Below are 21,151 nucleotides of genomic sequence, written 5' to 3' on the forward strand. Positions count from 1 at the left end.
GCTAGGCCATCAAGCTGGCTGCCAATGCAACTACAGGATCCCCGGGGGCTGACTAGACTGATTCACGTGAGCAAAATAATAAGAACAGGAGTTTCTTGCCGTGAGCGTAACCCCCGTCCAATCGCCACACAGTGTCAAAGACCAGGTCAGCGCCGCCGAGTGGCAGACCCGCGTCGATCTTGCCGCTTGCTATCGTCTGGTCGCCCTGCATGGCTGGGATGACCTGATTTTTACCCACATCTCGGCCAAGGTCCCCGGTACCGAAGACTTTCTGATCAACCCGTTCGGGCTGATGTTCCACGAGATTACCGCGTCCAGCCTGGTCAAGGTCGATCAGGCCGGCAACAAGCTGATGGACAGCCCTTACGAGATCAACCCGGCCGGTTACACCATCCATAGCGCGGTGCACGAGGTTCGTCACGATGTCGTCTGCGTGCTGCACACCCATACGGCGGCGGGTGTCGCGGTGTCGGCGCAGAAACAAGGCATTTTGCCGATCAGCCAACAATCGTTGTTTGTTCTGTCCAGCCTGGCTTATCACGCTTACGAAGGTGTTGCGCTTAACCATGAAGAGAAGGCGCGACTGCAAGCCGACCTCGGTGAAAACAATTTCCTGATGCTGCACAACCACGGTCTGTTGACCTGCGGCGCTACCATCGCCGACACGTTCCTGATGATGTTTACCTTCCAGCGCGCCTGCGATATCCAGGTGCTGGCGCAGAACGGTGGCGCCGAATTGATCGCCATCGAGCCGCAGATTCTGGCAGGCGCCAAGGCGATGATCGCCGGCGTCACCAAAAGTGCTCAAGGGATGGGCGGCGCACTGGCCTGGCCAGCGCTGCTGCGCAAACTCGATAAACAAGACCCGGGTTATAAACTTTAATGGCCCTCGCCGAGATCCCCCTGTGTGTCTGGCGCAAACGCGGCCAGACGTTCGTATTCCGTGGCCAGACCATCCGTTACTGGACGGCGGGGCAGGGTGAGCCGCTGTTGCTCATTCATGGCTTCCCGACCGCCAGTTGGGACTGGCACTTCCTGTGGCAGCCGCTGACTCAGCGCTATCGGGTGATTGCCTGCGACATGCTCGGCTTTGGCGACTCCGCCAAACCGGTGGGCCACGAATACAGCCTGCTGGAGCAGGCCGATCTGCAACAGGCCTTGCTGGCACATGTAAAGGTCGAGCAGCCGGTGCACCTGTTGGCCCACGATTATGGCGACAGCGTGGCCCAGGAACTGTTGGCCCGGCATTACGAAGCGCGCATCCATATCGCCAGTTGCGTGTTCCTCAATGGCGGGCTGTTTCCCGAAACCCATCGCCCGGTGTTGATGCAAAAACTCCTGCTCAGCCCCTTGGGCTGGATGATCGGGCGAGCCTTTTCCCGTGACGGTCTGGTGAAGAGTTTCCGGCAGATCTTCGGCCCCCAGAGCCGCCCCACCGAGAGCGAGATGGATGATTTCTGGAGCCTGATCGAGAGCAATCACGGGCCACGGATCATGCACAAATTGATCGCCTACATCCCTGAGCGGCGTGCCCAGCGCGAGCGTTGGGTCGCGGCGATGCAGCGTGGTGAAGTGCCGTTGCGGGTGATCGATGGTGAGGTCGACCCAATCTCCGGCGTGCACATGGTCGAGCGTTATCGGGAACTGATCCCGAACCCGGACACGGTCTTGTTGCCCGGTATTGGCCACTACCCTCAAACCGAGGCGCCGGGGCAGGTGCTCAAGCACTATCTGGAGTTTCGCGATCAGCTGATTTCACCGCCGCGCAAGGTCGCCTGCTCCTGATTATCCCCCTGCCTTATCGCGCACCATTCAGCCTCACCCCTGTTCGTTGTGACCCGCATCGCCGTGCCTGACACTCGGACTCATTGTCCCCTGGCCTGCTGGAGTCCCCCCAATGAATGAGTCTGTGCGCTTCGAAGATAAAGTCGTGATCATCACAGGTGCAGGCGGCGGCCTGGGCCGGGCCCATGCGCTGCTGTTCGCTAAACAGGGCGCCAAAGTGCTGGTCAACGATCTAGGCGGCTCGGCTCAGGGCGAAGGCGCAAACGCTTCGGCGGCAGACCGGGTAGTGGCCGAAATTCGCGAGGCCGGCGGCATCGCCGAGGCCAACCATGACTCCGTCACCGACGGCGACAAAATCGTTCAGAACGCCCTGGACACCTTCGGCCGTGTCGATGTAGTGGTCAACAACGCCGGGATCCTGCGGGACAAGACCTTCCACAAAATGGAAGACGGCGATTGGGACCTGGTTTACCGCGTCCACGTCGAAGGCGCCTACAAAGTCACCCGTGCTGCCTGGCCGCACCTGCGCGAGCAAAACTACGGCCGCATCATCTTCACCGCTTCGACCTCGGGCATCTACGGCAACTTCGGTCAGTCCAACTACGGCATGGCCAAACTCGGCCTCTACGGCCTGACCCGCACATTGGCTATTGAAGGCCGCAAGAACAACATCCTGGTCAACGCTATCGCCCCCACCGGCGGCACCCGCATGACCGAAGGCCTGATCCCGCCGCAAGTCTTTGAACAACTCAAACCGGAACTGGTCAGCCCGCTGGTGGTGTACCTCGCCAGCGAGAATTGCCAGGAAACCTCCGGGTTGTTTGAAGTCGGTGGTGGCTGGATGGGCAAGGTGCGCTGGGAACGAAGCCTCGGCGCCGGGTTTGATCCCCGGGTCGGTTTCTCACCCGAAGAGGTGGCAGCGCATTGGCAGCAGATCTGCGATTTTGAAGGCGCGGTGCATCCGCAGGACAACCTTGAAGCGCTGAAGGAAATGATGGGGAATTTGCAGAAGTATTCGCGTTAATGGAAACCAGCAAGGTCACTGTTCTTGACCTTGCTGGTTCTTAATATTCGGCCCCGACATCTGGTTTGCAGCGGTGATCAAGAAAAATACTTGTGAACCAATGCCGCCAGATTCGCGGCCGTTTGCGCATCCATGATCCCGTCGTAAGTCTCCGGGCGAAAGTGCAGCTGAAAGGCCCTAACCAGTTGTGTGAAACCTTGTTCGGTTGATGCACCGGAAACGTCGTACCCGTAAGTCTTGAACAGGTTGAGCAATTCGGTTCGGGCTGGCATGCCGGTCTCGCAATATTGCTGCAGATAGGTGTCTCGGGTGGCATCGTCGAACCAGGCACCGACGCCTTTCAAGTAAAGGGCATGCCAGGGGAATTTCGGCCCCGGGTCACTCTTGCGGCCGACTGCAATATCCGAGTGCCCCAGAACAAGGGTCGGGCTGATATCCGGGTAGCGTTCAAGGATGTTCAACGCCAGCGCTTCAATGGCGACAATTTGTTCTGGCTGATACGGCGGAAAATCGAAAACCCCTTGGCTAAACGTTGCAAGGTTGACGATTTCAACGCCGATAGACGTGTCGTTCAGATTGCTTCGATTGCCCCAAGTACTGACGCCCGCATGCCACGCGCGCTTGGTTTCGTCGACGAGGTTGAAGACTTCCTGCCCGGTATAACCTGCTTTCAAGTAGCTCGGATCGGTGATGTCGGGAACCAGATAGTGGGCGCTGACATTCGGGCCGGTCAGTGCATTGACCGAACTGGAGAAGTTGCCGGCTGTGTAGTGGAAAATCAAAAAGCGTACGCGGGTGTTAAAACTTTTAGTGGCGCGGTACTTGTTGAAGTCAATGGGTTTCATGAAGAGACTGCTCGCAATGAATTAGGTTGAAGTCAGCGCGATTACAAAATGAATGGCTGACTTGTCATTAACCTTAATCGTTGGGGCACTTCGCGTGATTACAGAACTGTGTAGTCGCTTTCCGAGAAATGTGTAGGTGCTAGGAAGTCTCGCGAGTTTGCATAAAGACTGGCGGTGAATGTGCAGTACAAGAAGCAAGCACGAATGCTTGCTTCTTTGTTTGGATTACTGTTCTTCAGGTTTGAAGCCTGGTTTGCCGTTCGCTGCTCGCCATTGTTTGAAGATGTTTACTACGCCGTTTGGACTGTCTTCCACACCCTCTTCTGGGTGGCACAATACGTCTGATGCGTTGGGGTGTTCAGAAGTGCTAATTATGTTTTCAAAGATGTTGTCGTGCTCATCCTCTGATGAGTAGTCTCCTTCAAATAACAAACCTACAAGGATTAGGTACTCGTGCTCTGTGTAGTCTTCAAATTTATTTTTTAAAATCATATTTAATCTCCTTAGCTTTTTTTGGAGTGAGTTTGGATGTGCTGCTTTGGAGTTAATATGCGCAGATTGTCTATGTCGTAAACTGCTCCTCCATTGTCGATTGGTATTACATGGTGGATTTCGTATTTTCGCCGTTGACCTACATGTTCGGTTTGATGAGGTTTTGGCGATAACCCATGTTTTATACTAGCTTTGTCTATACGGTCAAACTGTTCAAATAAGTACTCATCGCTAGCCACTGCTTTCCAAAATGCCTTACGAAACGCTTTAAAACTCGAAAACTCCCGCCCTCGAAATTTATCCGCAATCTGCATCGGAATTGGCGCTCCTTCTCCCGTCGAGGCTGCACCCAACCAGTTTCCGGAAACTGGTTGTCCGGCGCCACTGGCAATACCGGGATCCTGCCGCCGATCCCTGAACATCGTGAACGTGGGAGGGATCCCGGACTCGATCGGGAAGACGGTGATGAAGCCACCAAATCCGTAGAGATCCAACTCTGGAAACGGATCGATTCGCCCCGTGTCGGGGGTGACGGTAGCGCCTTCATATATCGGCAGGTCAGTGTCGATCAGCGGAAATTCCGTTGAAGGATCCTGCGGTTCTGTCAGCGGCGTCCAGGTGATGACGGGACCGTTGGAGACGGTGCTGCTGGATACGTAGACATTCTTGCGCGCGTCAAAGTGAGCAAGCCTTACCGGCACACTGGCGGGTACTGTCACTCCGTCAGTGGTAACAACGACGATCTCTACCCTGTTGCCTATCGTCCTCGAACCGAGTCTCACTGGCAGGTCGATTTCCCCTCCAGCGGCTGCCAGTTCATACAGGTCGGCAGTTGAATCAGGAGCGAGTTCTGACAGCGGAACACTTACAGAGAAAAGATCACCGTTACCCAGCCTGGAGGGAGCCAATAGAGCGGCGAACCCGACCAGTACCGGCGCTGCTACTGACGCGAGCGCTGCGATAGCCACGGATACCGCTGCACGTAACGCGGTCCTGAGCGCCAAGGAGGTCGCGGGACTAACGCCGAAGGTCCCGGTTGTGCCGGTAAACGCCGGGCCGAACGCCGCCATCGAACCGACATTGGCAAACGAGGGGCTTTGCCACCGAGCCTCTGTTTCCTCGCGCCATTGCGCCATGAGGCGTGCTTGCTCGAGTTGTCGTTGGGTCTCAGCCTCTTCCGCCAGATGAGTCTGTTGCCGCTGGCGCTCTTGTGCCTGCTTTTCCCTTTGCTGCTGTATCTTCAGATTCGCCAGTTGAGCTTGGCGTTGAGCCACGGCGGTAGCTGTATCAATGACTTTCCTGCGAATCTCCAGACTCTGTCTTTCTATTTGTAGTTGCTTTTGTATCTGCTCGATTTGCTGTTCCATGTGAGCTTGGAGACGAGCCTGTTCGGCTGCGAAATGCTGCGCGGCTGCTTCTGCCTTGGCTTCAGCCTCGGCCAGAGCTGTATTCAATGCTGCAATTCGTGCCCTTTTTTGAGCCTCAAACTGAACCAGATTCGCCTGAAGCTGTGCTTTAGCTTTAGCTTGAGCCTCAACAAAAAAGTCAGCTTCCGCCTGTATGCGCGCCTTTTCAGCGGCAACACGTCATGCTTCTTGTTCCGCCGCCAATCGTGCCCGTTCGGCTGCTGCACGCTGTGCGTGCTGCTCAGCAGCGATTCGCTCTCGGTCGTTGGCCTGCACGGCGGCCAGCCACTTGTGAACTTCGACTTGTTGCTGGTTGAGCATTTGAATTGATTGCGCCAGCAGCCTTGCTTCGTGAGCCGCACGGTATGAGGCTGTCCATGCTTGCATCGCAATACCACCAGGCATGACCCTTTGTCCCATGGCCGATGCTGTTTGATAGAACTCAATCAAGCTTCGGTTCAGCGGGTCGCCGCCATAAAACTGATTGGCGAGATCCGTTTTCTGATGGAAGTCAGCGGTCTTTCGGCTCAAAAGAATGTTACGAACGCCTAGTTCACGAATGATCGCGTCTGCGGGAGGGAGCGGATGAGTCGGACCTTCCAGTCTTGTGGCTGCCAGTTCTTGTTCGATGGTTTGTGGAAGTTGGCTTGTGCGCGTTTGATATTCCTGCTCAAGTGATTTTTTGGTTGCGTCTATCGTATGTGAGTTGGCAATAACAATATGGTGGGGGCCAAAGTTGTGGGGGCCAAACATGCCACTATGGGGAAGGGTCGATGAAGTTCCAGATGCGACCGGAATGTGTAATGGTGCAATTGCTGTTATGTGAACAGCTTCGGTCAACTCCCATGTTGGAGGCTTTTGCATACTCATATCCTTTTGAATGTGCTTGTTGAATGGTGGAGTGGTGGGACATTATTCGATTGGCATCGACTCGCTTTTTGCCAACGAGTGGTCGATATGTTTCAAGTTGCAGCAAAACTTTGGTTCATGATTCTGGTAAGGCTGTAAGTAAATGCGTATGGGTTTGAGTTCATTCGGCTGGCTAAAACGATCGAGAGTAAATACTTCTGTTCAAGAAGAAATTTCCCATGTCGTTTCCGGAAGTTTCTCGGAGGGGGGCGTTCTTTTTTTTCAACAGGCATAAAAAAGGCCGCTGCAAACGCAGCGGCCAAAGTAAGACGATTGATCAGGAGCTATAAATCAACGTCAGTGAACACGGGGCGATGAGTCGAAATCTTCAATTCATCTGAAATCGTTTGCCAATGGAGCGGGCGGGTCACACGCCATTGCTTTGTCTTCCAGGCTGTTTGCCTTGAAAGCCCGATAAGCATAAGCGCTTGCCGGCAAAGGAAAAACAGCGAATCCAGACATGCACTGTTGCAGTCTGAGCAACAGTCCCGTTCCCGTACGTGATCACCTTCCATGTAGCAGCTGTCGAGCTTGCGAGGCTGCGTTCGGCTGCGCAGCAGTCGTGAAATCAGCCACCTCGGTATTTTCAGGATGACCGTGCATGCAGGATTTACGACTGCTGCGCAGCCGAACGCAGCCTCGCAAGCTCGACAGCTGCTACAGAGCCCGAGCTCAGTCCTCGACGGACGCTGCGGGTGCGTGTTTGTGCGCCCGATGCGTCTGGCTGATAACCCCCCATCCAGCCCATCCATAACCCGCGCAAATCCCCGTCCCATGCGGGCATTCATCCTTTGGAGGTACATCGCGAATACCTCCTTGGTGCGCTTATCGCTCCCAACGTGCGGCAGTAGGGTGGGGCCTTCTGTCACTCACCGGGGAAGACGCATGACAAAAACAACAATGCGCGCCATCTTCACGCCGCAAGCGCTGGCCGCTGCGGTTGCCTTGGGTTGCTGCGCCCAGGCGCAGGCTGTTTCATTCAACATCGGGGAAATCGAGGGGACCTTTGACTCTTCGCTGTCCGTCGGCGCGAGCTGGGGCATGCGCGATGCCGACAAATCCCTGGTGGGCATCGTCAATGGCGGGACCGGCCAGTCTTCGACCGGGGATGACGGGCGGCTGAACTTCAAGAAGGGCGAAACCTTCTCCAAGATCTTCAAAGGTATTCATGACCTTGAATTGAAGTACGGCGACACCGGGGTGTTCGTGCGTGGCAAGTACTGGTACGACTTCGAACTCAAGGACGAAGACCGCGAGTTCAAGCAGATCAGTGACAGCGGTCGCAAAGAGGGCGCCAAGTCCTCCGGGGCGCAGCTTCTCGACGCCTTCGTCTATCACAACTATTCCATCGCTGATCTGCCGGGCACTGTGCGCGCCGGCAAGCAGGTGGTCAGTTGGGGTGAAAGTACCTTCATCGGCAACTCGATCAACAGCATCAACCCGATCGACGTTTCAGCGTTCCGCCGTCCTGGCGCCGAAATCAAGGAAGGCCTGATTCCGGTGAACATGCTGTTCGCCTCCCAGGGTCTGACCGATCAGCTCTCGGTGGAAGGTTTCTATCAACTGGAGTGGGATCAGACTGTCGTCGACAACTGCGGCACCTTCTTCGGCAACGACGTGGTGGCGGATGGTTGCAACAAGAACTACACCGTTGCCAGCCCGGCGATCGCACCGTTGCAACCGATCGCTGCAGCGTTTGGCCAAGGCTTCGAAGTCAGCAGGGAAGGGGTGATCGTCCCGCGCGGTGGTGACCGCGATGCCCGAGACTCCGGGCAGTGGGGCACGGCGCTGCGCTGGCTCGGCGACGACACCGAGTACGGTCTGTACTTCATGAACTATCACAGCCGTACCCCGACGGTCGGCACCACCACGGCCGGCCTGACAACGCTGGCACGGATCCCGGCCATCGTCGGTGCCGCCAACAGAATCGCGCCCGGTACCGGGTCGGCACTGGCTCAGAGCGTGATGCTCGGTCGCGGCCAGTATTACCTCGAATACCCGGAAGACATTCGTCTGTATGGCGCTAGTTTCTCCACCACCCTGCCCACCGGCACTGCGTGGACCGGCGAGATCAGCTATCGCCCCAACGCTCCGGTGCAAGTCAACACCAACGACCTGACCCTGGCCTTGCTCAACCCGATCGCAGGTGGCGCGGCATCGCCTATCGCGACCACACCAGGTGCCGACAACAAAGGCTACCGCCGCAAAGAAGTGACGCAGGTCCAGAGCACCCTGACGCACTTCTTCGACCAAGTACTGGGCGCCCAACGGCTGACCCTGGTAGGCGAAGCGGCGGTGGTGCACGTCGGTGGTCTGGAGTCGCGCACCAAACTGCGTTACGGCCGTGACTCGGTCTATGGCCAGTACGGTTTTGGCGGCGATACCGACGGCTTCGTCACCTCGACCTCCTGGGGCTACCGCGCCCGGGCGATCCTCGATTACGCCAACGTGATCGGCGGGATCAACCTCAAGCCCAACCTGTCCTGGTCCCATGACGTCGCCGGCTACGGCCCCAACGGGCTGTTCAACGAAGACGCCAAGGCCGTCAGCGTCGGCGTCGATGCCGACTACCGCAACACCTATACCGCGAGCCTCAGTTATACCGATTTCTTCGGCGGTGACTTCAACACCCTGGAAGACCGCGACTTCCTGGCGCTGAGCTTCGGCGTGAACTTCTGATCTGGCTGAGAAGGATGACTTTAATGCGCAAGATGATTCTGCAATGCGGCGCCCTGGCCTTGAGCCTGCTGGCTGCCAACGTGATGGCGGCGGTGTCGCCGGAAGAAGCCAACAAACTGGGCACCAGCCTCACGCCGCTGGGCGCCGAGAAGGCCGGCAACGCCGATGGCTCGATCCCGGCCTGGACTGGCGGCATCCCGAAAAACGCCGGCGCGGTGGACAGCAAGGGTTTCCTGGCTGACCCGTTCGCCAGCGAGAAACCACTGTTTATCATCACCGCCGCGACGGTCGACAAGTACAAAGACAAGTTGTCGGAAGGTCAGGTGGCGATGTTCAAGCGCTACCCGGAAACCTACAAGATCCCGGTCTACCCGACCCACCGCACCGTGGCCGTACCACCGGAAATTTACGAGTCGGCCAAGCGTAGCGCGCTGAACGTGAACAGTATCAACGAGGGTAACGGCCTGGCCAATTTCACCGGCAACCGCTACTACGCCTTCCCGATTCCGAAGACCGGCGTCGAGGTGCTGTGGAACCACATCACCCGCTATCACGGCGGTAACCTGCGACGCATCATCACTCAGGTGACCCCGCAAACGAACGGCAGCTACACGCCGATCCGCTTCGAGGAAGAGATCGCCGTACCGCAACTGATGAAGGAACTGGACCCGGAAAAAGCCGCCAACGTGCTGACTTTCTTCAAGCAATCGGTGACGGCACCTGCGCGTCTGGCGGGTAACGTGCTGCTGGTGCACGAAACCCTCGATCAAGTGAAAGAGCCTCGTCTGGCGTGGATCTACAACGCCGGCCAACGCCGTGTGCGTCGCGCACCGCAAGTGGCTTATGACGGGCCGGGTACTGCCGCTGACGGCCTGCGCACGTCCGACAACTTCGACATGTTCTCCGGTGCACCGGATCGCTACGACTGGAAACTGGTCGGCAAGAAGGAAATGTACATCCCTTACAACAGCTACAAACTCGACTCGCCGAGTCTCAAGTACGACGACATTGTCAAGGCCGGGCACATCAACCAGGACCTGACCCGCTATGAATTGCACCGGGTCTGGGAAGTGATCGGTACGGTCAAGCCGAGCGAGCGGCACATCTACGCCAAACGCCACATGTACCTCGACGAAGACAGCTGGCAAGTGGCGCTGGCAGACCATTACGACGGTCGCGGTCAGCTATGGCGGGTGGCCGAGGGTCACGCTCAGTACTACTACGATCACCAGACCCAGGCCTACACCCTCGAAGCGCTCTACGACATCATTGCCGGCCGATACATTGCCTTGGGAATGAAGAACGAAGAGAAGCACAGTTTTGAATTCGGCTTCGAAGCCAAGGCCGCCGACTACACGCCATCAGCGTTGCGTGCCGAGGGTGTTCGGTAAGGGTTTTGATACATCGACAGTACAAAAGGCGACCGGTTGGTCGCTTTTTTTATGGCGGCCAATCAGCGTGCTGAATACTTCTCAACAAGCGGGTTAGAGAGGGCTAGGGTTGCCGGACAATTATAAAAAGGCACGCCGCAATGACCGCCATGATCCCGTGTCTGGACCGTTCTGGATTCCTGCCCCGTCTGTCCACTCATCACCAGTCACGGGCTCGCTTGACCGAGCCGTTACTGTCTTCCACGGCACGGGTGAAATTACTCTGCGCGCCGGCCGGCAGTGGCAAGACAGCGCTGCTCGCCGAATGCCTGTTGCAGGCACCGCCGCAATGCCGCGCGTTCTGGTTGCCATTGGCTGGCGTGGTGTTGAGCGCTGCGGATTTTCGTCATCGTCTGGCAGAGACACTTGGACTGGCTTCATCGGGCGAGTCCGAGTTGCTGGGGTATCTGTCGCGATTGCAGACGCCAACCTGGCTGTTTCTCGATGACTACTGCCGTGTCCCGAACCCCGAGTTGGACCTGCTGCTGGATCGCATGCTGGCGGTCAGCAGCCCGATGCTGACCTGGTGGTTGGGCACCCGCCGTCGACCGCAATGTAACTGGCCGCGGTTACTGCTCGATGATGAGATCTATGAGTGCGAGCACTCCATGCTGGCGTTCAATCAAAGTGAGATCGCCCAGCTGTTGCGTCATTTGGCACCGGCCGACGCCAATACTGTCGCCGGTAATATCATCCAGCGCAGTGGCGGCTGGTGCGCCGGCGTACGGATTGCACTGCTGCAAAAATGCGACTGGTCACACACCAATACGCTACATGGCCGAACGAACACCTTGCTCGATTACCTGGAACACGAACTGTTCACCACGCTGACGCCGGAGCTGACGGAAGCCTGGCGGGTACTGGCGCATTTGCCGCGATTCAATGCAAGGCTTTGCGATCACCTGTTTGGCGCGGGCGAAGGTGCGCAATGTTTGAGGACATTGCAGGAGTTGGGTTGCTTTATCGAGCCTTGGAAGGACTCGGCAGACTGGCTGCAGATTTTCCCCCCGCTCACTCAGTTGATGCGCGATGAGCAATGGCCGGCGGGACGTTCCTGGCATCGTCGTGCCTGCCAGTGGTTCGCGGCCGAGCTGGACTGGAAAGCCGCGTTTGAGCAGGCCTTGTTGGCTGAAGAGTTCGAGGTCGCAGTCAGCCTGTTGCAGCATTTCAGTTTCGAGCGCCTGTTCGAGGAGCAAATGGTTGTCCTGTTGCTGCGCTTGCATGAACAACAAGGCGAGGAGCTGATGCTCGGGTCGTCGCAATTGGTCGGACTGATCACCGCAGCCTTGCTGTTTGCCGGTCGATTCGAGCAAGCGGCCGATTGCATCGAACATCTGTCTCGATTCACCCCTCAGCCGTCGGCGTTCCTTCAGCGGCAATTGATTGCGCGCTGGCAGGCCCAGCAAGGCTGGCTACTGCATTTGCAGGGGCGCATGGAGGATTCGCGCGCGCATTTTCTTGATGCGCTGACCGTGCTCGGTCCAGACCTCTGGCCCGTGCGCTTGATGTGCCTGTCGGGTTTAACGCAACAAGCCTTGCTCAGGGGCGAGCTCGATGTGGCGCAGGCAATAAACCGAGATGCATTGTGCCTGGCGCGAGCACAAGGCTCGCTGGTGTTCGAAGGGCTGTTGGAACTCGATCACGCGCAATTGTTGGAGCAACGTGGTGCTCCTCAACGTGCCGAAAGCCTGCTTGCGAATATTTCTGATTTGCTCAGTCAGCGTGCTGAGCGACCTGTGCCATTGCTGGGGAGAATCGCGCTGCGTCGTGGTCGGCTTGCCTTGTGCCAGGGACACGATGAGCGCGCCGAGGAATTCTTTCAGGCTGGGCTGGAGATTTGCCTGCGCAGCCACGACAAACGTGTGCTTTATGGTTTCCTCGGTTTGGCGCAGGTGGTGGCCAATCAGCGCGACTATGCCCAAGCGTTTGTCCATCTGCGCGACGCCGAACGCTTGATGCAGCAGCGGAAGATTCCCGACACCGTTTACCGCGGTGTGTTGTTGCAAATCAGCAGTCAAATCTGGCTACAGCAGGGCCGCCCTGAACTGGCCCATGAAGCACTCAGCCGGGTGCTGCGCCATTACCGTGGTCCGCTGGCGCGGCAGGCACCACCGGCGACGATGATGTTGATTGCGCGGAATGAATACTTGCTGGTGTTGGCGCAGGTTTATCTGCACCGGGCCAAAGACCCGATGAGCCAACTCGCACCTCTGCTCGAACAGTCGCAACGGTCGGCCATGCTGGCGCTGGAGGTCGAACTGCTGTTCGCCGGGGCTGAAGTAGCGTGGCAGAACGGCGATTACACTACGGCCAGAGAATCTTTGCGCAAGGGCTTGAGCCTGGTCGATCGCTGTGGCGTACGGCAGGCGCTTCGAGAGTTGCAATTGCGTCAGCCCAACCTTCTATCAACGCTGGGCACTGGCGAAACGTGTCTTGAAAACATAGCAGTTGTGAGTGATGTAAGTCCGCTCAGTCAACGTGAAGTTGAAGTGCTCAAGTTAATTGCGCTGGGTAATTCCAATCAGCAGATTGCAGGACAGCTGTTTATCTCGTTACATACGGTAAAAACTCATGCGCGGCGAATCCATGGAAAGTTAGGTGTTGAACGCAGAACTCAGGCTGTTGCAAAGGCTAAGAGACTAGGGTTGCTGGACTGAGGAAGGATCTGCCGGTTGTTACGGTGCTTTGTATTTTTTATTGCTATTGGAAGTTGCTGAGCTTTTTTTGAGTTGAGTTGGGTGGTGAGCTACATAAAAAGAAAGAGGTTTTAGGTGTTTGTTTTTTTGCGGCAACGTTAGTTTTTGTTGGTCGAATAGTTGGTGTGTTGCCAAAGTCGTTATCAACAAGGATGGTTTAAATGAATGATATAAATAGTGCGAAAAGTCAGCGAGATGCTCGATTGGATTTTTGGAAGGAAAGTTATCAAGAGAAGTACGTTCGACGGTTTCTTGAACTTGAGGCGGAACTACTTAAAAGTGAAATCAACCTGAATGAAGTTCTCGGGCCTCGCGCTTCGCTGAAGGCTTATGCAAATCATCGTGTACGCTCGTGGCTTGACAGCGCGATGGGCGAAGTCCAGGACCCTGACCTGATTTTTGTTAAAACTTCTCATGCCATGACGGTAGGCGGCCGGGAAATCGTCCAGCAAGATCGAAGGACACTTACTGAATTTGCCATCTTAGGCTTGCAGGATAATAGTTCTCAGAAAATAAGTTTTGAAGGTGAAGCCTTACCCGGACTGTCTCCTAACAGGCTTGCGGACTGGCTGCATTCGGCGGATATACGTTCCGACTATGCCCTGATGATAGTGCGGGGAATGCCTGCTGAAGCGAACGAGGCCATGCAGGAACATTTGGCCAGGAAAATTGAGTTCACGCTTTTTTGCGCCAGTGTTGAAATTAATTTCCACCGTCGGCATCAGGAATGGGTAACGCGCTATCTTCAGGGAGATCCGAGTCTTTTTGTTCGTGGCGTTGTTCTTCCGGGTTCCGGCGCTCCGATGAAGGATCTCTTTGTAATCAGCGAGAGAGCTAACCCCAACGGGCCTAATATTCTGTATGCACCCGACGCGCCCAGTGGAGACGTCTGGTACACATTTAATACATTGGCGGAGATGGGCGCGAAAATAGGCGCGTGGGCAGCCAAAACTTCTGAGTTCATCGACACTCACGTGGGGTCATCAAGGATGTCGATGCGCAGACCACCAGCCTGGCTGAAATCATTACAGGATTGACGTACAACGCCGTGATTCTTGCGGCACAAGTTATCAGCCTGGTTATTCCACCTCTGGGTCTGGTGGTCAGTGCCATACAAATCACCAAAAATATTCTGGACGGTGGTCAGGCGTATCTTGAGGGAGATAATAAAAGAGCCTTCGGCCATTTCACGGATGCACTGATTGACCTGGCCACATTGGGTTATGGCAAATACAAAGAACTGGGCAAGCAAGCGATTACTACCACGCAAAAAACGCTGATCAGCTTTGCCAAGGATGCAAAGGAACTTGCAGACCTGATTTCTGCGGCAACCGGACAAAAGGTCCCATACCAAATACTTTTGGAAATCGTTCAGGACGTGCTGAACGATGCTGAAGCAGAGGCCAGCCAAACGATCGTGCGTTGATTCGAACACTCACTAATCATTGAGCTGCATTACTTCTCGGCTTGGCTCATACCCCATCCGCCAACTCACGGCCCGCGTCGCCGCCAGCAATCGCTGCGCCGCCGGGCCGTTTTCGTCGGCGTGAAACAACGACGCCGGGCCGACAATGGTCATCACCGCTGCAACATTTCCGACAGCATTGAATACCGGCGCCGACAACGCATCGACCCCCGGCATCAGCAAGCCATGCACATGATGCAGACCGCGTTCGCGGATCTGTTCGCACAATGCCTTATAGGCCTGATCATCCGCCAGCGCATGGGTCGAACCGCTCTGCAGTTCCTGCTCACGCAAGTCCACGGTTTCACGCTTCGGCAGATAGGCGCCGAACACCAGCCCCGTGGACGAACTGAGCAACGGCAACACCGAGCCCAATTGCGTCACCACCGTCACCGCGCGCACAGCCGGTTCGATATGCACCACGGTTGCGCCCTGGTTGCCCCACACCGCCAGAAAGCAGGTCTCGTTCAACTCATCGCGCAATTCGGCCAGGGGCAGGGCGCCGACTTTCAGCACGTCCATACTGTTGAGTGCGGCGAGACCGACGCGCAAGGCTTCGCGGCCCAGGCCGTAATGGTTGGTGGCAGCATTCTGTTCAGCAAAACCACTGGCGATCAACGCCTGCAAATAGCGGTGAACCTTGCTTGCCGGCATCTGCACGTGTTCGGCCAAGCGTGACAACGAGGTGGATGGCGACAACTCGGCCAAGGCCTTGAGGATGTCGGTGCCGACCTCGGCCGAGCGGACTTTCTGTTTATCGTTGCTGCGCGGCGTTTCCATGGAGGCGGTCTGATCCCGGGACGAATGGGCGTCTTTATAGCTTGACGGTCAATACCAATCAAATTACGTTAAGCGTAATCGAATTACGATAAAAATAACCCAGGCGTGCCGAGACCTCTTCAACGGAGCGGCCATTGCCTACTCCCTGTTCAGGAGGCTCCATGAACCTCGATTCAACGGCGCCCGAGCTGGCTTATCAGTCCGGCTTCGGCAACGAATTCAGCAGCGAAGCGTTGCCCGGCGCACTGCCCGTCGGCCAGAACTCCCCGCAAAAAGCGCCTTACGGTCTCTACACCGAACTGTTCTCCGGCACGGCATTCACCATGCCTCGCAGCGAAGCGCGGCGGACCTGGATGTACCGCATTCAGCCGTCGGCCAATCACCCGGCGTTCGTCAAACTGGATCGGCAACTGGCCGGCGGCCCGTTGGGTGAAGTGACCCCCAACCGCCTGCGCTGGAACCCGCTGAATATTCCGAGCGAACCCACCGATTTCATCGACGGGCTGGTGAGCATGGCCGCCAACTCGGGCGCGGAAAAACCGGCCGGGATCAGCATCTATAGCTACCGCGCCAACCGCTCCATGGAGCGCGTGTTTTTCAACGCCGATGGTGAACTGTTGCTGGTGCCGGAACTGGGACGCTTGCGCATTGCGACCGAATTGGGCGTGCTGGAACTGGAGCCACAGGAAATCGCCGTGCTGCCACGCGGTCTGAAATTTCGCGTCGAACTGCTCGACCCGCAAGCTCGCGGCTACATCGCCGAGAACCATGGCGCGCCGCTGCGCCTGCCGGACTTGGGGCCCATCGGCAGCAATGGCCTGGCCAATGCCCGGGACTTTCTGACCCCGGTCGCCCATTACGAAAACCTCAAGCAACCAACCACGCTGGTGCAGAAATTCCTCGGCCAGTTGTGGGGCTGCGAACTCGATCATTCGCCGCTGAACGTGGTCGCCTGGCACGGCAATAACGTGCCGTACAAGTATGACCTGCGTCGTTTCAACACCATCGGCACGGTCAGCTTCGATCACCCGGATCCGTCGATCTTCACCGTCCTGACGTCGCCGACCAGCGTCCACGGTCTGGCCAATCTGGACTTCGTAATCTTCCCGCCGCGCTGGATGGTGGCCGAGAAAACTTTCCGTCCACCGTGGTTCCATCGCAACCTGATGAACGAATTCATGGGCCTGATCAAGGGCGAGTACGACGCCAAGGCCGAAGGCTTCGTGCCCGGCGGTGCGTCCTTGCACAGTTGCATGAGCGCCCACGGCCCTGACGGCGAAACCTGCACCAAGGCGATCAACGCCGAACTGGCCCCGGCGAAAATCGACAACACCATGGCCTTCATGTTCGAGACCAGCCAGGTGCTGCGCCCGAGCCGATTCGCCCTCGATTGCCCGCAACTGCAAAACAACTACGATGCCTGCTGGGCCACGCTGCCCGCCACTTTCGACCCGACCCGGAGATAACCCATGACTCAGACTTCCATCACTCGTAGCTGGGTTGCCTCCGCCAACGATCACGCTGATTTCCCGCTGCAAAACCTGCCATTGGGCGTGTTCAGCGTGAAGGGTTCGGCACCGCGCAGTGGCGTGGCCATTGGCGAACATATCTTTGATCTGGAAGCTGCACTGGATGCCGGTCTGTTCGATGGCGTCGCAAAAACTGCAGTCGAAGCCACCCGTGGCGGCCAGTTGAATGCGTTCTTCGAACTGGGTCGTGACGCTCGCGTTGCCCTGCGCGAACGCCTGCTGGAACTGTTCAAAGAAGGCAGCACCCTGCACGGCAAGATCGAAGCCCAAGGCGCAAAACTGCTGCCACTGGCGGCGAATTGCGAGATGCACCTGCCAGCGAAAATCAACGACTACACCGATTTCTACGTCGGCATCGAGCACGCGCAGAACGTCGGCAAACTGTTCCGTCCCGACAACCCGTTGCTGCCGAACTACAAGTACGTGCCGATCGGTTATCACGGCCGCGCTTCGACCATTCGTCCGTCCGGCACCGACGTTCGCCGTCCGAAAGGCCAGACGCTGCCAGCCGGCCAGACCGAGCCAACTTTTGGCCCGTGCGCACGTTTGGACTATGAGCTGGAACTGGGCATCTGGATCGGTCAGGGCAACGAGATGGGCGACTCGATCGCCATCGGTGACGCCGCCGATCACATCGCCGGTTTCTGCCTGCTCAACGACTGGTCGGCGCGGGACATCCAGGCCTGGGAATACCAGCCGCTGGGGCCGTTCCTGTCGAAAAGCTTTATCACCAGCATCTCGCCGTGGGTGGTGACTGCCGAAGCGCTGGAGCCGTTCCGTCGTGCTCAACCGGCACGTCCGGAAGGTGATCCGCAGCCGCTGCCGTACCTGTTCGACAAACGCGATCAAGCCGCTGGCGCCTTCGACATCGAGCTGGAAGTGCTGCTGCTCACCGAAGGCCTGCGCGAGCAAAAACTGCCGGCCCATCGCCTGACCCTCAGCAACACCCAACACATGTACTGGACCGTGGCGCAAATGGTCGCGCACCACAGCGTTAACGGTTGCCAATTGCAGGCCGGTGACCTGTTCGGTTCGGGTACCTTGTCCGGCCCGGAAAATGGTCAGTTCGGTAGCCTGCTGGAAATCACCGAGGGCGGTAAAAAGCCGATCGAACTGGCGTCCGGCGAGGTGCGTAAGTTCCTTGAGGACGGCGACGAAATCATCCTGCGCGCCCGTTGCAGCCGCGAGGGTTTTGCCTCCATCGGTTTCGGCGAATGCCGCGGCAAAGTGCTGCCGGCGCGCTAAGAGGATCGGGTCATGGAACTCTATACCTACTATCGTTCGACTTCGTCCTATCGGGTGCGCATTGCATTGGCGCTCAAGGGGCTGGATTACCAGGCGCTGCCGATCAACCTGATCGCGCCGCCAGGTGGCGAACATCGACAGCCGCCGTATCTCGCCGTTAACCCGCAAGGCCGAGTGCCGGCCTTGCGCACTGACGTAGGCGAACTGCTGATCCAGTCGCCGGCGATCATCGAGTACCTGGAGGAACGTTATCCACAGGTGCCGCTGCTCTCCAAAGACCTCGCTGCCCGCGCCCATGAGCGTGGTGCGGCGGCAGTGATCGGCTGCGACGTGCATCCGCTGCACAACGTCAGCGTACTCAACAAGCTGCGGCAGTTGGGGCACGATGAATCGCAGGTGGTGGAATGGATCGGGCACTGGATCAGCCAAGGGTTGGCGACGGTGGAGCAGTTGATCGGCGATGAGGGTTATTGCTTTGGTCCGATGCCTGGGCTGGCGGATACCTATCTGATCCCGCAGCTGTATGCGGCCGAGCGCTTCAGCATTTCACTTGAGGCCTATCCGCGAATTCGTCGAGTGGCGGCGTTGGCGGCCACACATCCGGCATTCATCAAGGCGCATCCGGCGAACCAGCCAGACACTCCTTGACGCTTCACACCAGCCCAATGTGGGAGCGAGCCTGCTCGCGAAGAGAGCGTGTCAGTCGACATTAATGCAGCTGACACACCGCATTCGCGAGCAGGCTCGCTGCCACAAGGGATCAGTGGACGATGGAGTTTGGCGGTAGGTGCCCTAATCGCTCAGTCAGGCGAATCCGCTGGATCGGGTCGTCGCTAAGCAGCAGGGCATGCTCCAGGTCAAAGCGCTCGGCGTTCGGGCAATCCAGCCGTTGATAGAGGCTGGCCCGGGCCAGGTAGTCGGAGGCGCTGGCGTTGCCCAGTTCCAGCACACGTTCGGCGTCGATCAGGGCGCCGATGTAGTCATCTTGAGAAAGGTGTAACTGACGCAGGTTGCGCGACAGCCGCTGCAGCATTTGCACCGGCTCGGCGGTGAGCAAATGCTCGGCGCTGAGCTTCATGTTCGGGCCGTACTGGCGTTGCAGCAGTTCCCGGCAATCGTTGGGGTACAAGCGACGTCCGCCGCATGGGTCGAGCAGGTGGTCGGCGCCCGGTACTCGTAGCAGGAAATGCCCGGGGAAGTTGACCCCGACCAAGGGGATCTCCAGACCTTTGGCCAGTTCCAGAGCAATCAACCCCAGACTCAGCGGCTGCCCACGTCTGCGTTCCAGCACTTTATTGACCAGCGCGACGTGCGGACGCAATGGCGTGGAGTCGTCCTGAGCGAATCCCAGATCATTCATACGCCGTAACAACGGCTGGGCCAACTCGCTGACCGGTAACATTGGCAAACCATAACTGACCCGTTGTTGCAGGACCTTGAAATCGTTCAGCACCGCCTCGGGATTGACCTCACTGTCGTGTTCGGCGGCAATCCACAGCGCCGCCTCGAACAGCGCGGGCGGTGAACGTTGCAGGCAGTCGAAGAAACGTTGGCGGGGCGTCATCAAAATCTCCGGGTAATGCCTCGTTTTAGCCCCGTCTCCGTCATTCGTCCAGTGCCGCACATAGGCGGTTGCAGGTTATGTCCGAAAGTCTGCATGGCGGCGGCGCTTATTCCCGTGCGCTTCTGCAATTTTTGAGCGCAAGCCTATACTGGCGACTACAAGAGGTCTTTCGGGAGCCCTACGATGTTCGCTCTCATGCAAAGCACTCGCCTTGAATCGCTGCATCTGAGCGTCGACCCGGTCACCGGGTTGAAGGCGGTGATTGCCATCCATAACAGCCGTCTGGGGCCTGCCCTCGGCGGGTGTCGTTACCTTGCCTATCCCAGCGATGAGTCCGCCATCGAGGATGCGGTGCGCCTCGCCCAAGGCATGAGTTACAAGGCGGCGCTGGCCGGCCTGGCTCAGGGTGGCGGCGTTGCGGTGATTGTTCGCCCGGTTCATGTGGAAAACCGCGCCGCGCTATTCGAAGCCTTCGGGCGCTGCATCAATCAACTCGACGGCCGCTACATCACCGCCATCGACAGTGGCACCTCCGTGGCGGACATGGATTGCATCGCCCAACAGACCCAACACGTCACCAGCACCACCTCGGCAGGCGACCCAGCGCCGCACGCGGCGATGGGCGTGTTCACCGGCATCCGTGCCACCGCCATGGCCCGGCTGGGCAGCGATAACCTCGAAGGCCTGCGAGTGGCGATTCAAGGGCTCGGCAACGTCGGCTTTGCCCTCGCCGAACAACTGCATGCCGCCGGTGCCGAACTGCTGGTCAGTGACATCGATCACGGCAAAGTGCAATTGGCGATGGAGCAACTCGGCGCTCACCCGATCGCCAACGACGCGCTGCTCAGCACCCCTTGCGACATTCTCGCGCCATGCGGCCTCGGTGGCGTGCTCAACAGCCACAGCGTGACGCAACTGCGCTGCGCAGCGGTGGCCGGCTCGGCGAACAACCAGCTGACCCATCTGGAAGTTGCTGATCAACTGGAGCGGCGGGGCATTCTGTATGCGCCGGATTACGTGATCAATTCCGGCGGGCTGATCTACGTTTCGCTCAAACACCGCGGCGAAGAGCTATCGACCATCACCGCACACCTGTCGAAAATCAGCTCCCGACTGACCGAAGTCTTCGCCCATGCTCAGGCGGAAAAACGCTCACCTGCACGGGTGGCAGACGAACTGGCGGAAAAAGTGCTGTACCGATGAGGTTGCAACCGATGAAGGAGTGAGGGCCTATCCGGCAGACTTGCTCCCAAAGCCTGGCGCCACAAGCGTCAGGCTTGACTGACGCACGCTGACGCGGCG

Annotated in this window: 18 protein-coding genes; 12 read left to right on the top strand and 6 right to left on the bottom strand. The window is 57.8% G+C overall.

Annotation, left to right across the window (positions count from 1 at the left end; translation table 11 throughout):
• Positions 1 to 100 precede the first annotated feature (100 nt).
• The 3 genes from ACYZTW_RS05450 to ACYZTW_RS05460 all read left to right on the top strand — a co-directional run bounded on the left by ACYZTW_RS05450 (position 101) and on the right by ACYZTW_RS05460 (position 2,809).
• Complete coding sequence (locus ACYZTW_RS05450) at positions 101 to 883, top strand: class II aldolase/adducin family protein (protein ID WP_462004040.1); 783 nt, start codon at positions 101 to 103, stop codon at positions 881 to 883.
• Positions 883 to 1,785: an alpha/beta fold hydrolase gene (locus ACYZTW_RS05455; RefSeq protein ID WP_462004041.1), complete on the top strand. Its 903-nt coding sequence runs from the start codon at positions 883 to 885 to the stop codon at positions 1,783 to 1,785. Before ACYZTW_RS05450 ends, ACYZTW_RS05455 begins: the two co-directional genes overlap by 1 nt.
• Before the next feature lie 112 nt (positions 1,786 to 1,897).
• A complete protein-coding gene (locus ACYZTW_RS05460; RefSeq protein WP_462004042.1) occupies positions 1,898 to 2,809 on the top strand; it encodes an SDR family oxidoreductase in 912 nt (303 codons plus the stop codon).
• A gap of 77 nt (positions 2,810 to 2,886) precedes the next feature.
• Here ACYZTW_RS05460 and ACYZTW_RS05465 read toward each other — a convergent pair whose 3' ends face one another.
• The 4 genes from ACYZTW_RS05465 to ACYZTW_RS05480 all read right to left on the bottom strand — a co-directional run bounded on the left by ACYZTW_RS05465 (position 2,887) and on the right by ACYZTW_RS05480 (position 6,416).
• Positions 2,887 to 3,654, bottom strand: coding sequence for an N-acetylmuramoyl-L-alanine amidase (locus tag ACYZTW_RS05465; protein WP_462004043.1), 768 nt, complete (start codon positions 3,652 to 3,654; stop codon positions 2,887 to 2,889).
• A gap of 225 nt (positions 3,655 to 3,879) precedes the next feature.
• Positions 3,880 to 4,146 carry a bacteriocin immunity protein gene (locus ACYZTW_RS05470; protein ID WP_462004044.1) on the bottom strand — a complete coding sequence of 89 codons (267 nt, stop codon included), beginning with the start codon at positions 4,144 to 4,146 and terminating at the stop codon, positions 3,880 to 3,882.
• Between the two features lie 11 nt (positions 4,147 to 4,157).
• Entirely contained in the window at positions 4,158 to 5,600 is a 1,443-nt protein-coding gene (locus ACYZTW_RS05475; RefSeq protein ID WP_462004045.1) for an S-type pyocin domain-containing protein, read from the bottom strand.
• A 132-nt stretch (positions 5,601 to 5,732) separates the two neighbouring features.
• Positions 5,733 to 6,416, bottom strand: a complete 684-nt coding sequence (locus tag ACYZTW_RS05480) for a hypothetical protein (protein ID WP_462004046.1) — start codon at positions 6,414 to 6,416, stop codon at positions 5,733 to 5,735.
• Positions 6,417 to 7,346: 930 nt separating this feature from the next.
• Here ACYZTW_RS05480 and ACYZTW_RS05485 point away from each other — a divergent pair.
• The 5 genes from ACYZTW_RS05485 (at position 7,347) to ACYZTW_RS05505 (ending at position 14,692) form a co-directional block, all read left to right on the top strand.
• Entirely contained in the window at positions 7,347 to 9,140 is a 1,794-nt protein-coding gene (locus ACYZTW_RS05485; RefSeq protein WP_462004047.1) for a DUF1302 domain-containing protein, read from the top strand.
• Between the two features lie 23 nt (positions 9,141 to 9,163).
• The gene (locus tag ACYZTW_RS05490; protein WP_201183365.1) at positions 9,164 to 10,531 is read left to right on the top strand and encodes a DUF1329 domain-containing protein; all 1,368 of its coding nucleotides are present in this window, start codon (positions 9,164 to 9,166) and stop codon (positions 10,529 to 10,531) included.
• A gap of 140 nt (positions 10,532 to 10,671) precedes the next feature.
• A complete protein-coding gene (locus tag ACYZTW_RS05495; RefSeq protein ID WP_462004048.1) occupies positions 10,672 to 13,227 on the top strand; it encodes a LuxR C-terminal-related transcriptional regulator in 2,556 nt (851 codons plus the stop codon).
• A 200-nt stretch (positions 13,228 to 13,427) separates the two neighbouring features.
• Positions 13,428 to 14,303, top strand: coding sequence for a dermonecrotic toxin domain-containing protein (locus ACYZTW_RS05500; RefSeq protein WP_462004049.1), 876 nt, complete (start codon positions 13,428 to 13,430; stop codon positions 14,301 to 14,303).
• A gap of 11 nt (positions 14,304 to 14,314) precedes the next feature.
• Positions 14,315 to 14,692 carry a hypothetical protein gene (locus ACYZTW_RS05505; protein WP_462004050.1) on the top strand — a complete coding sequence of 126 codons (378 nt, stop codon included), beginning with the start codon at positions 14,315 to 14,317 and terminating at the stop codon, positions 14,690 to 14,692.
• 12 nt (positions 14,693 to 14,704) lie between these two features.
• Here the strand turns inward: ACYZTW_RS05505 and ACYZTW_RS05510 are convergent, their stop codons facing one another.
• Positions 14,705 to 15,511 (bottom strand): IclR family transcriptional regulator, encoded by an 807-nt coding sequence (locus tag ACYZTW_RS05510; protein ID WP_462004051.1) that lies wholly within the window; start codon positions 15,509 to 15,511, stop codon positions 14,705 to 14,707.
• Positions 15,512 to 15,672: 161 nt separating this feature from the next.
• Between ACYZTW_RS05510 and hmgA the strand changes: the two genes are divergently transcribed.
• Genes hmgA through maiA form a run of 3 tightly spaced genes read left to right on the top strand, consistent with a single transcriptional unit; the run spans position 15,673 to position 18,933 of the window.
• Positions 15,673 to 16,977 (top strand): homogentisate 1,2-dioxygenase, encoded by a 1,305-nt coding sequence (gene hmgA / locus ACYZTW_RS05515; protein ID WP_462004052.1) that lies wholly within the window; start codon positions 15,673 to 15,675, stop codon positions 16,975 to 16,977.
• Positions 16,978 to 16,980: 3 nt separating this feature from the next.
• A complete protein-coding gene (gene fahA / locus ACYZTW_RS05520) occupies positions 16,981 to 18,285 on the top strand; it encodes a fumarylacetoacetase (RefSeq protein WP_462004053.1) in 1,305 nt (434 codons plus the stop codon).
• 12 nt (positions 18,286 to 18,297) lie between these two features.
• A complete protein-coding gene (maiA, locus tag ACYZTW_RS05525; RefSeq protein ID WP_462004054.1) occupies positions 18,298 to 18,933 on the top strand; it encodes a maleylacetoacetate isomerase in 636 nt (211 codons plus the stop codon).
• A gap of 112 nt (positions 18,934 to 19,045) precedes the next feature.
• On the opposite strand, the gene ACYZTW_RS05530 is transcribed toward maiA, so the two are convergent.
• Positions 19,046 to 19,849, bottom strand: a complete 804-nt coding sequence (locus ACYZTW_RS05530) for a SirB1 family protein (RefSeq protein WP_462004055.1) — start codon at positions 19,847 to 19,849, stop codon at positions 19,046 to 19,048.
• 183 nt (positions 19,850 to 20,032) lie between these two features.
• On the opposite strand from ACYZTW_RS05530, the gene ACYZTW_RS05535 reads away from it, so the two are divergent.
• Positions 20,033 to 21,052 (top strand): Glu/Leu/Phe/Val dehydrogenase family protein, encoded by a 1,020-nt coding sequence (locus ACYZTW_RS05535; RefSeq protein WP_462004056.1) that lies wholly within the window; start codon positions 20,033 to 20,035, stop codon positions 21,050 to 21,052.
• Positions 21,053 to 21,151 lie beyond the last annotated feature (99 nt).

This window comes from Pseudomonas sp. LB3P25 (genome assembly GCF_054897985.1).

Bases quoted from the DNA above. Each gene is read 5' to 3' on its own strand.
- ACYZTW_RS05455 (WP_462004041.1), top strand. From the start codon at position 883: ATGGCCCTCGCCGAGATCCCCCTGTGTGTCTGGCGCAAACGCGGCCAG.
- ACYZTW_RS05460 (WP_462004042.1), top strand. From the start codon at position 1,898: ATGAATGAGTCTGTGCGCTTCGAAGATAAAGTCGTGATCATCACAGGT.
- ACYZTW_RS05465 (WP_462004043.1), bottom strand. From the start codon at position 3,654: ATGAAACCCATTGACTTCAACAAGTACCGCGCCACTAAAAGTTTTAAC.
- ACYZTW_RS05470 (WP_462004044.1), bottom strand. From the start codon at position 4,146: ATGATTTTAAAAAATAAATTTGAAGACTACACAGAGCACGAGTACCTA.
- ACYZTW_RS05480 (WP_462004046.1), bottom strand. From the start codon at position 6,416: ATGCAAAAGCCTCCAACATGGGAGTTGACCGAAGCTGTTCACATAACA.
- ACYZTW_RS05485 (WP_462004047.1), top strand. From the start codon at position 7,347: ATGACAAAAACAACAATGCGCGCCATCTTCACGCCGCAAGCGCTGGCC.
- ACYZTW_RS05490 (WP_201183365.1), top strand. From the start codon at position 9,164: ATGCGCAAGATGATTCTGCAATGCGGCGCCCTGGCCTTGAGCCTGCTG.
- ACYZTW_RS05495 (WP_462004048.1), top strand. From the start codon at position 10,672: ATGACCGCCATGATCCCGTGTCTGGACCGTTCTGGATTCCTGCCCCGT.
- ACYZTW_RS05500 (WP_462004049.1), top strand. From the start codon at position 13,428: ATGAATGATATAAATAGTGCGAAAAGTCAGCGAGATGCTCGATTGGAT.
- ACYZTW_RS05510 (WP_462004051.1), bottom strand. From the start codon at position 15,511: ATGGAAACGCCGCGCAGCAACGATAAACAGAAAGTCCGCTCGGCCGAG.
- hmgA (WP_462004052.1), top strand. From the start codon at position 15,673: ATGAACCTCGATTCAACGGCGCCCGAGCTGGCTTATCAGTCCGGCTTC.
- fahA (WP_462004053.1), top strand. From the start codon at position 16,981: ATGACTCAGACTTCCATCACTCGTAGCTGGGTTGCCTCCGCCAACGAT.
- maiA (WP_462004054.1), top strand. From the start codon at position 18,298: ATGGAACTCTATACCTACTATCGTTCGACTTCGTCCTATCGGGTGCGC.
- ACYZTW_RS05530 (WP_462004055.1), bottom strand. From the start codon at position 19,849: ATGACGCCCCGCCAACGTTTCTTCGACTGCCTGCAACGTTCACCGCCC.
- ACYZTW_RS05535 (WP_462004056.1), top strand. From the start codon at position 20,033: ATGTTCGCTCTCATGCAAAGCACTCGCCTTGAATCGCTGCATCTGAGC.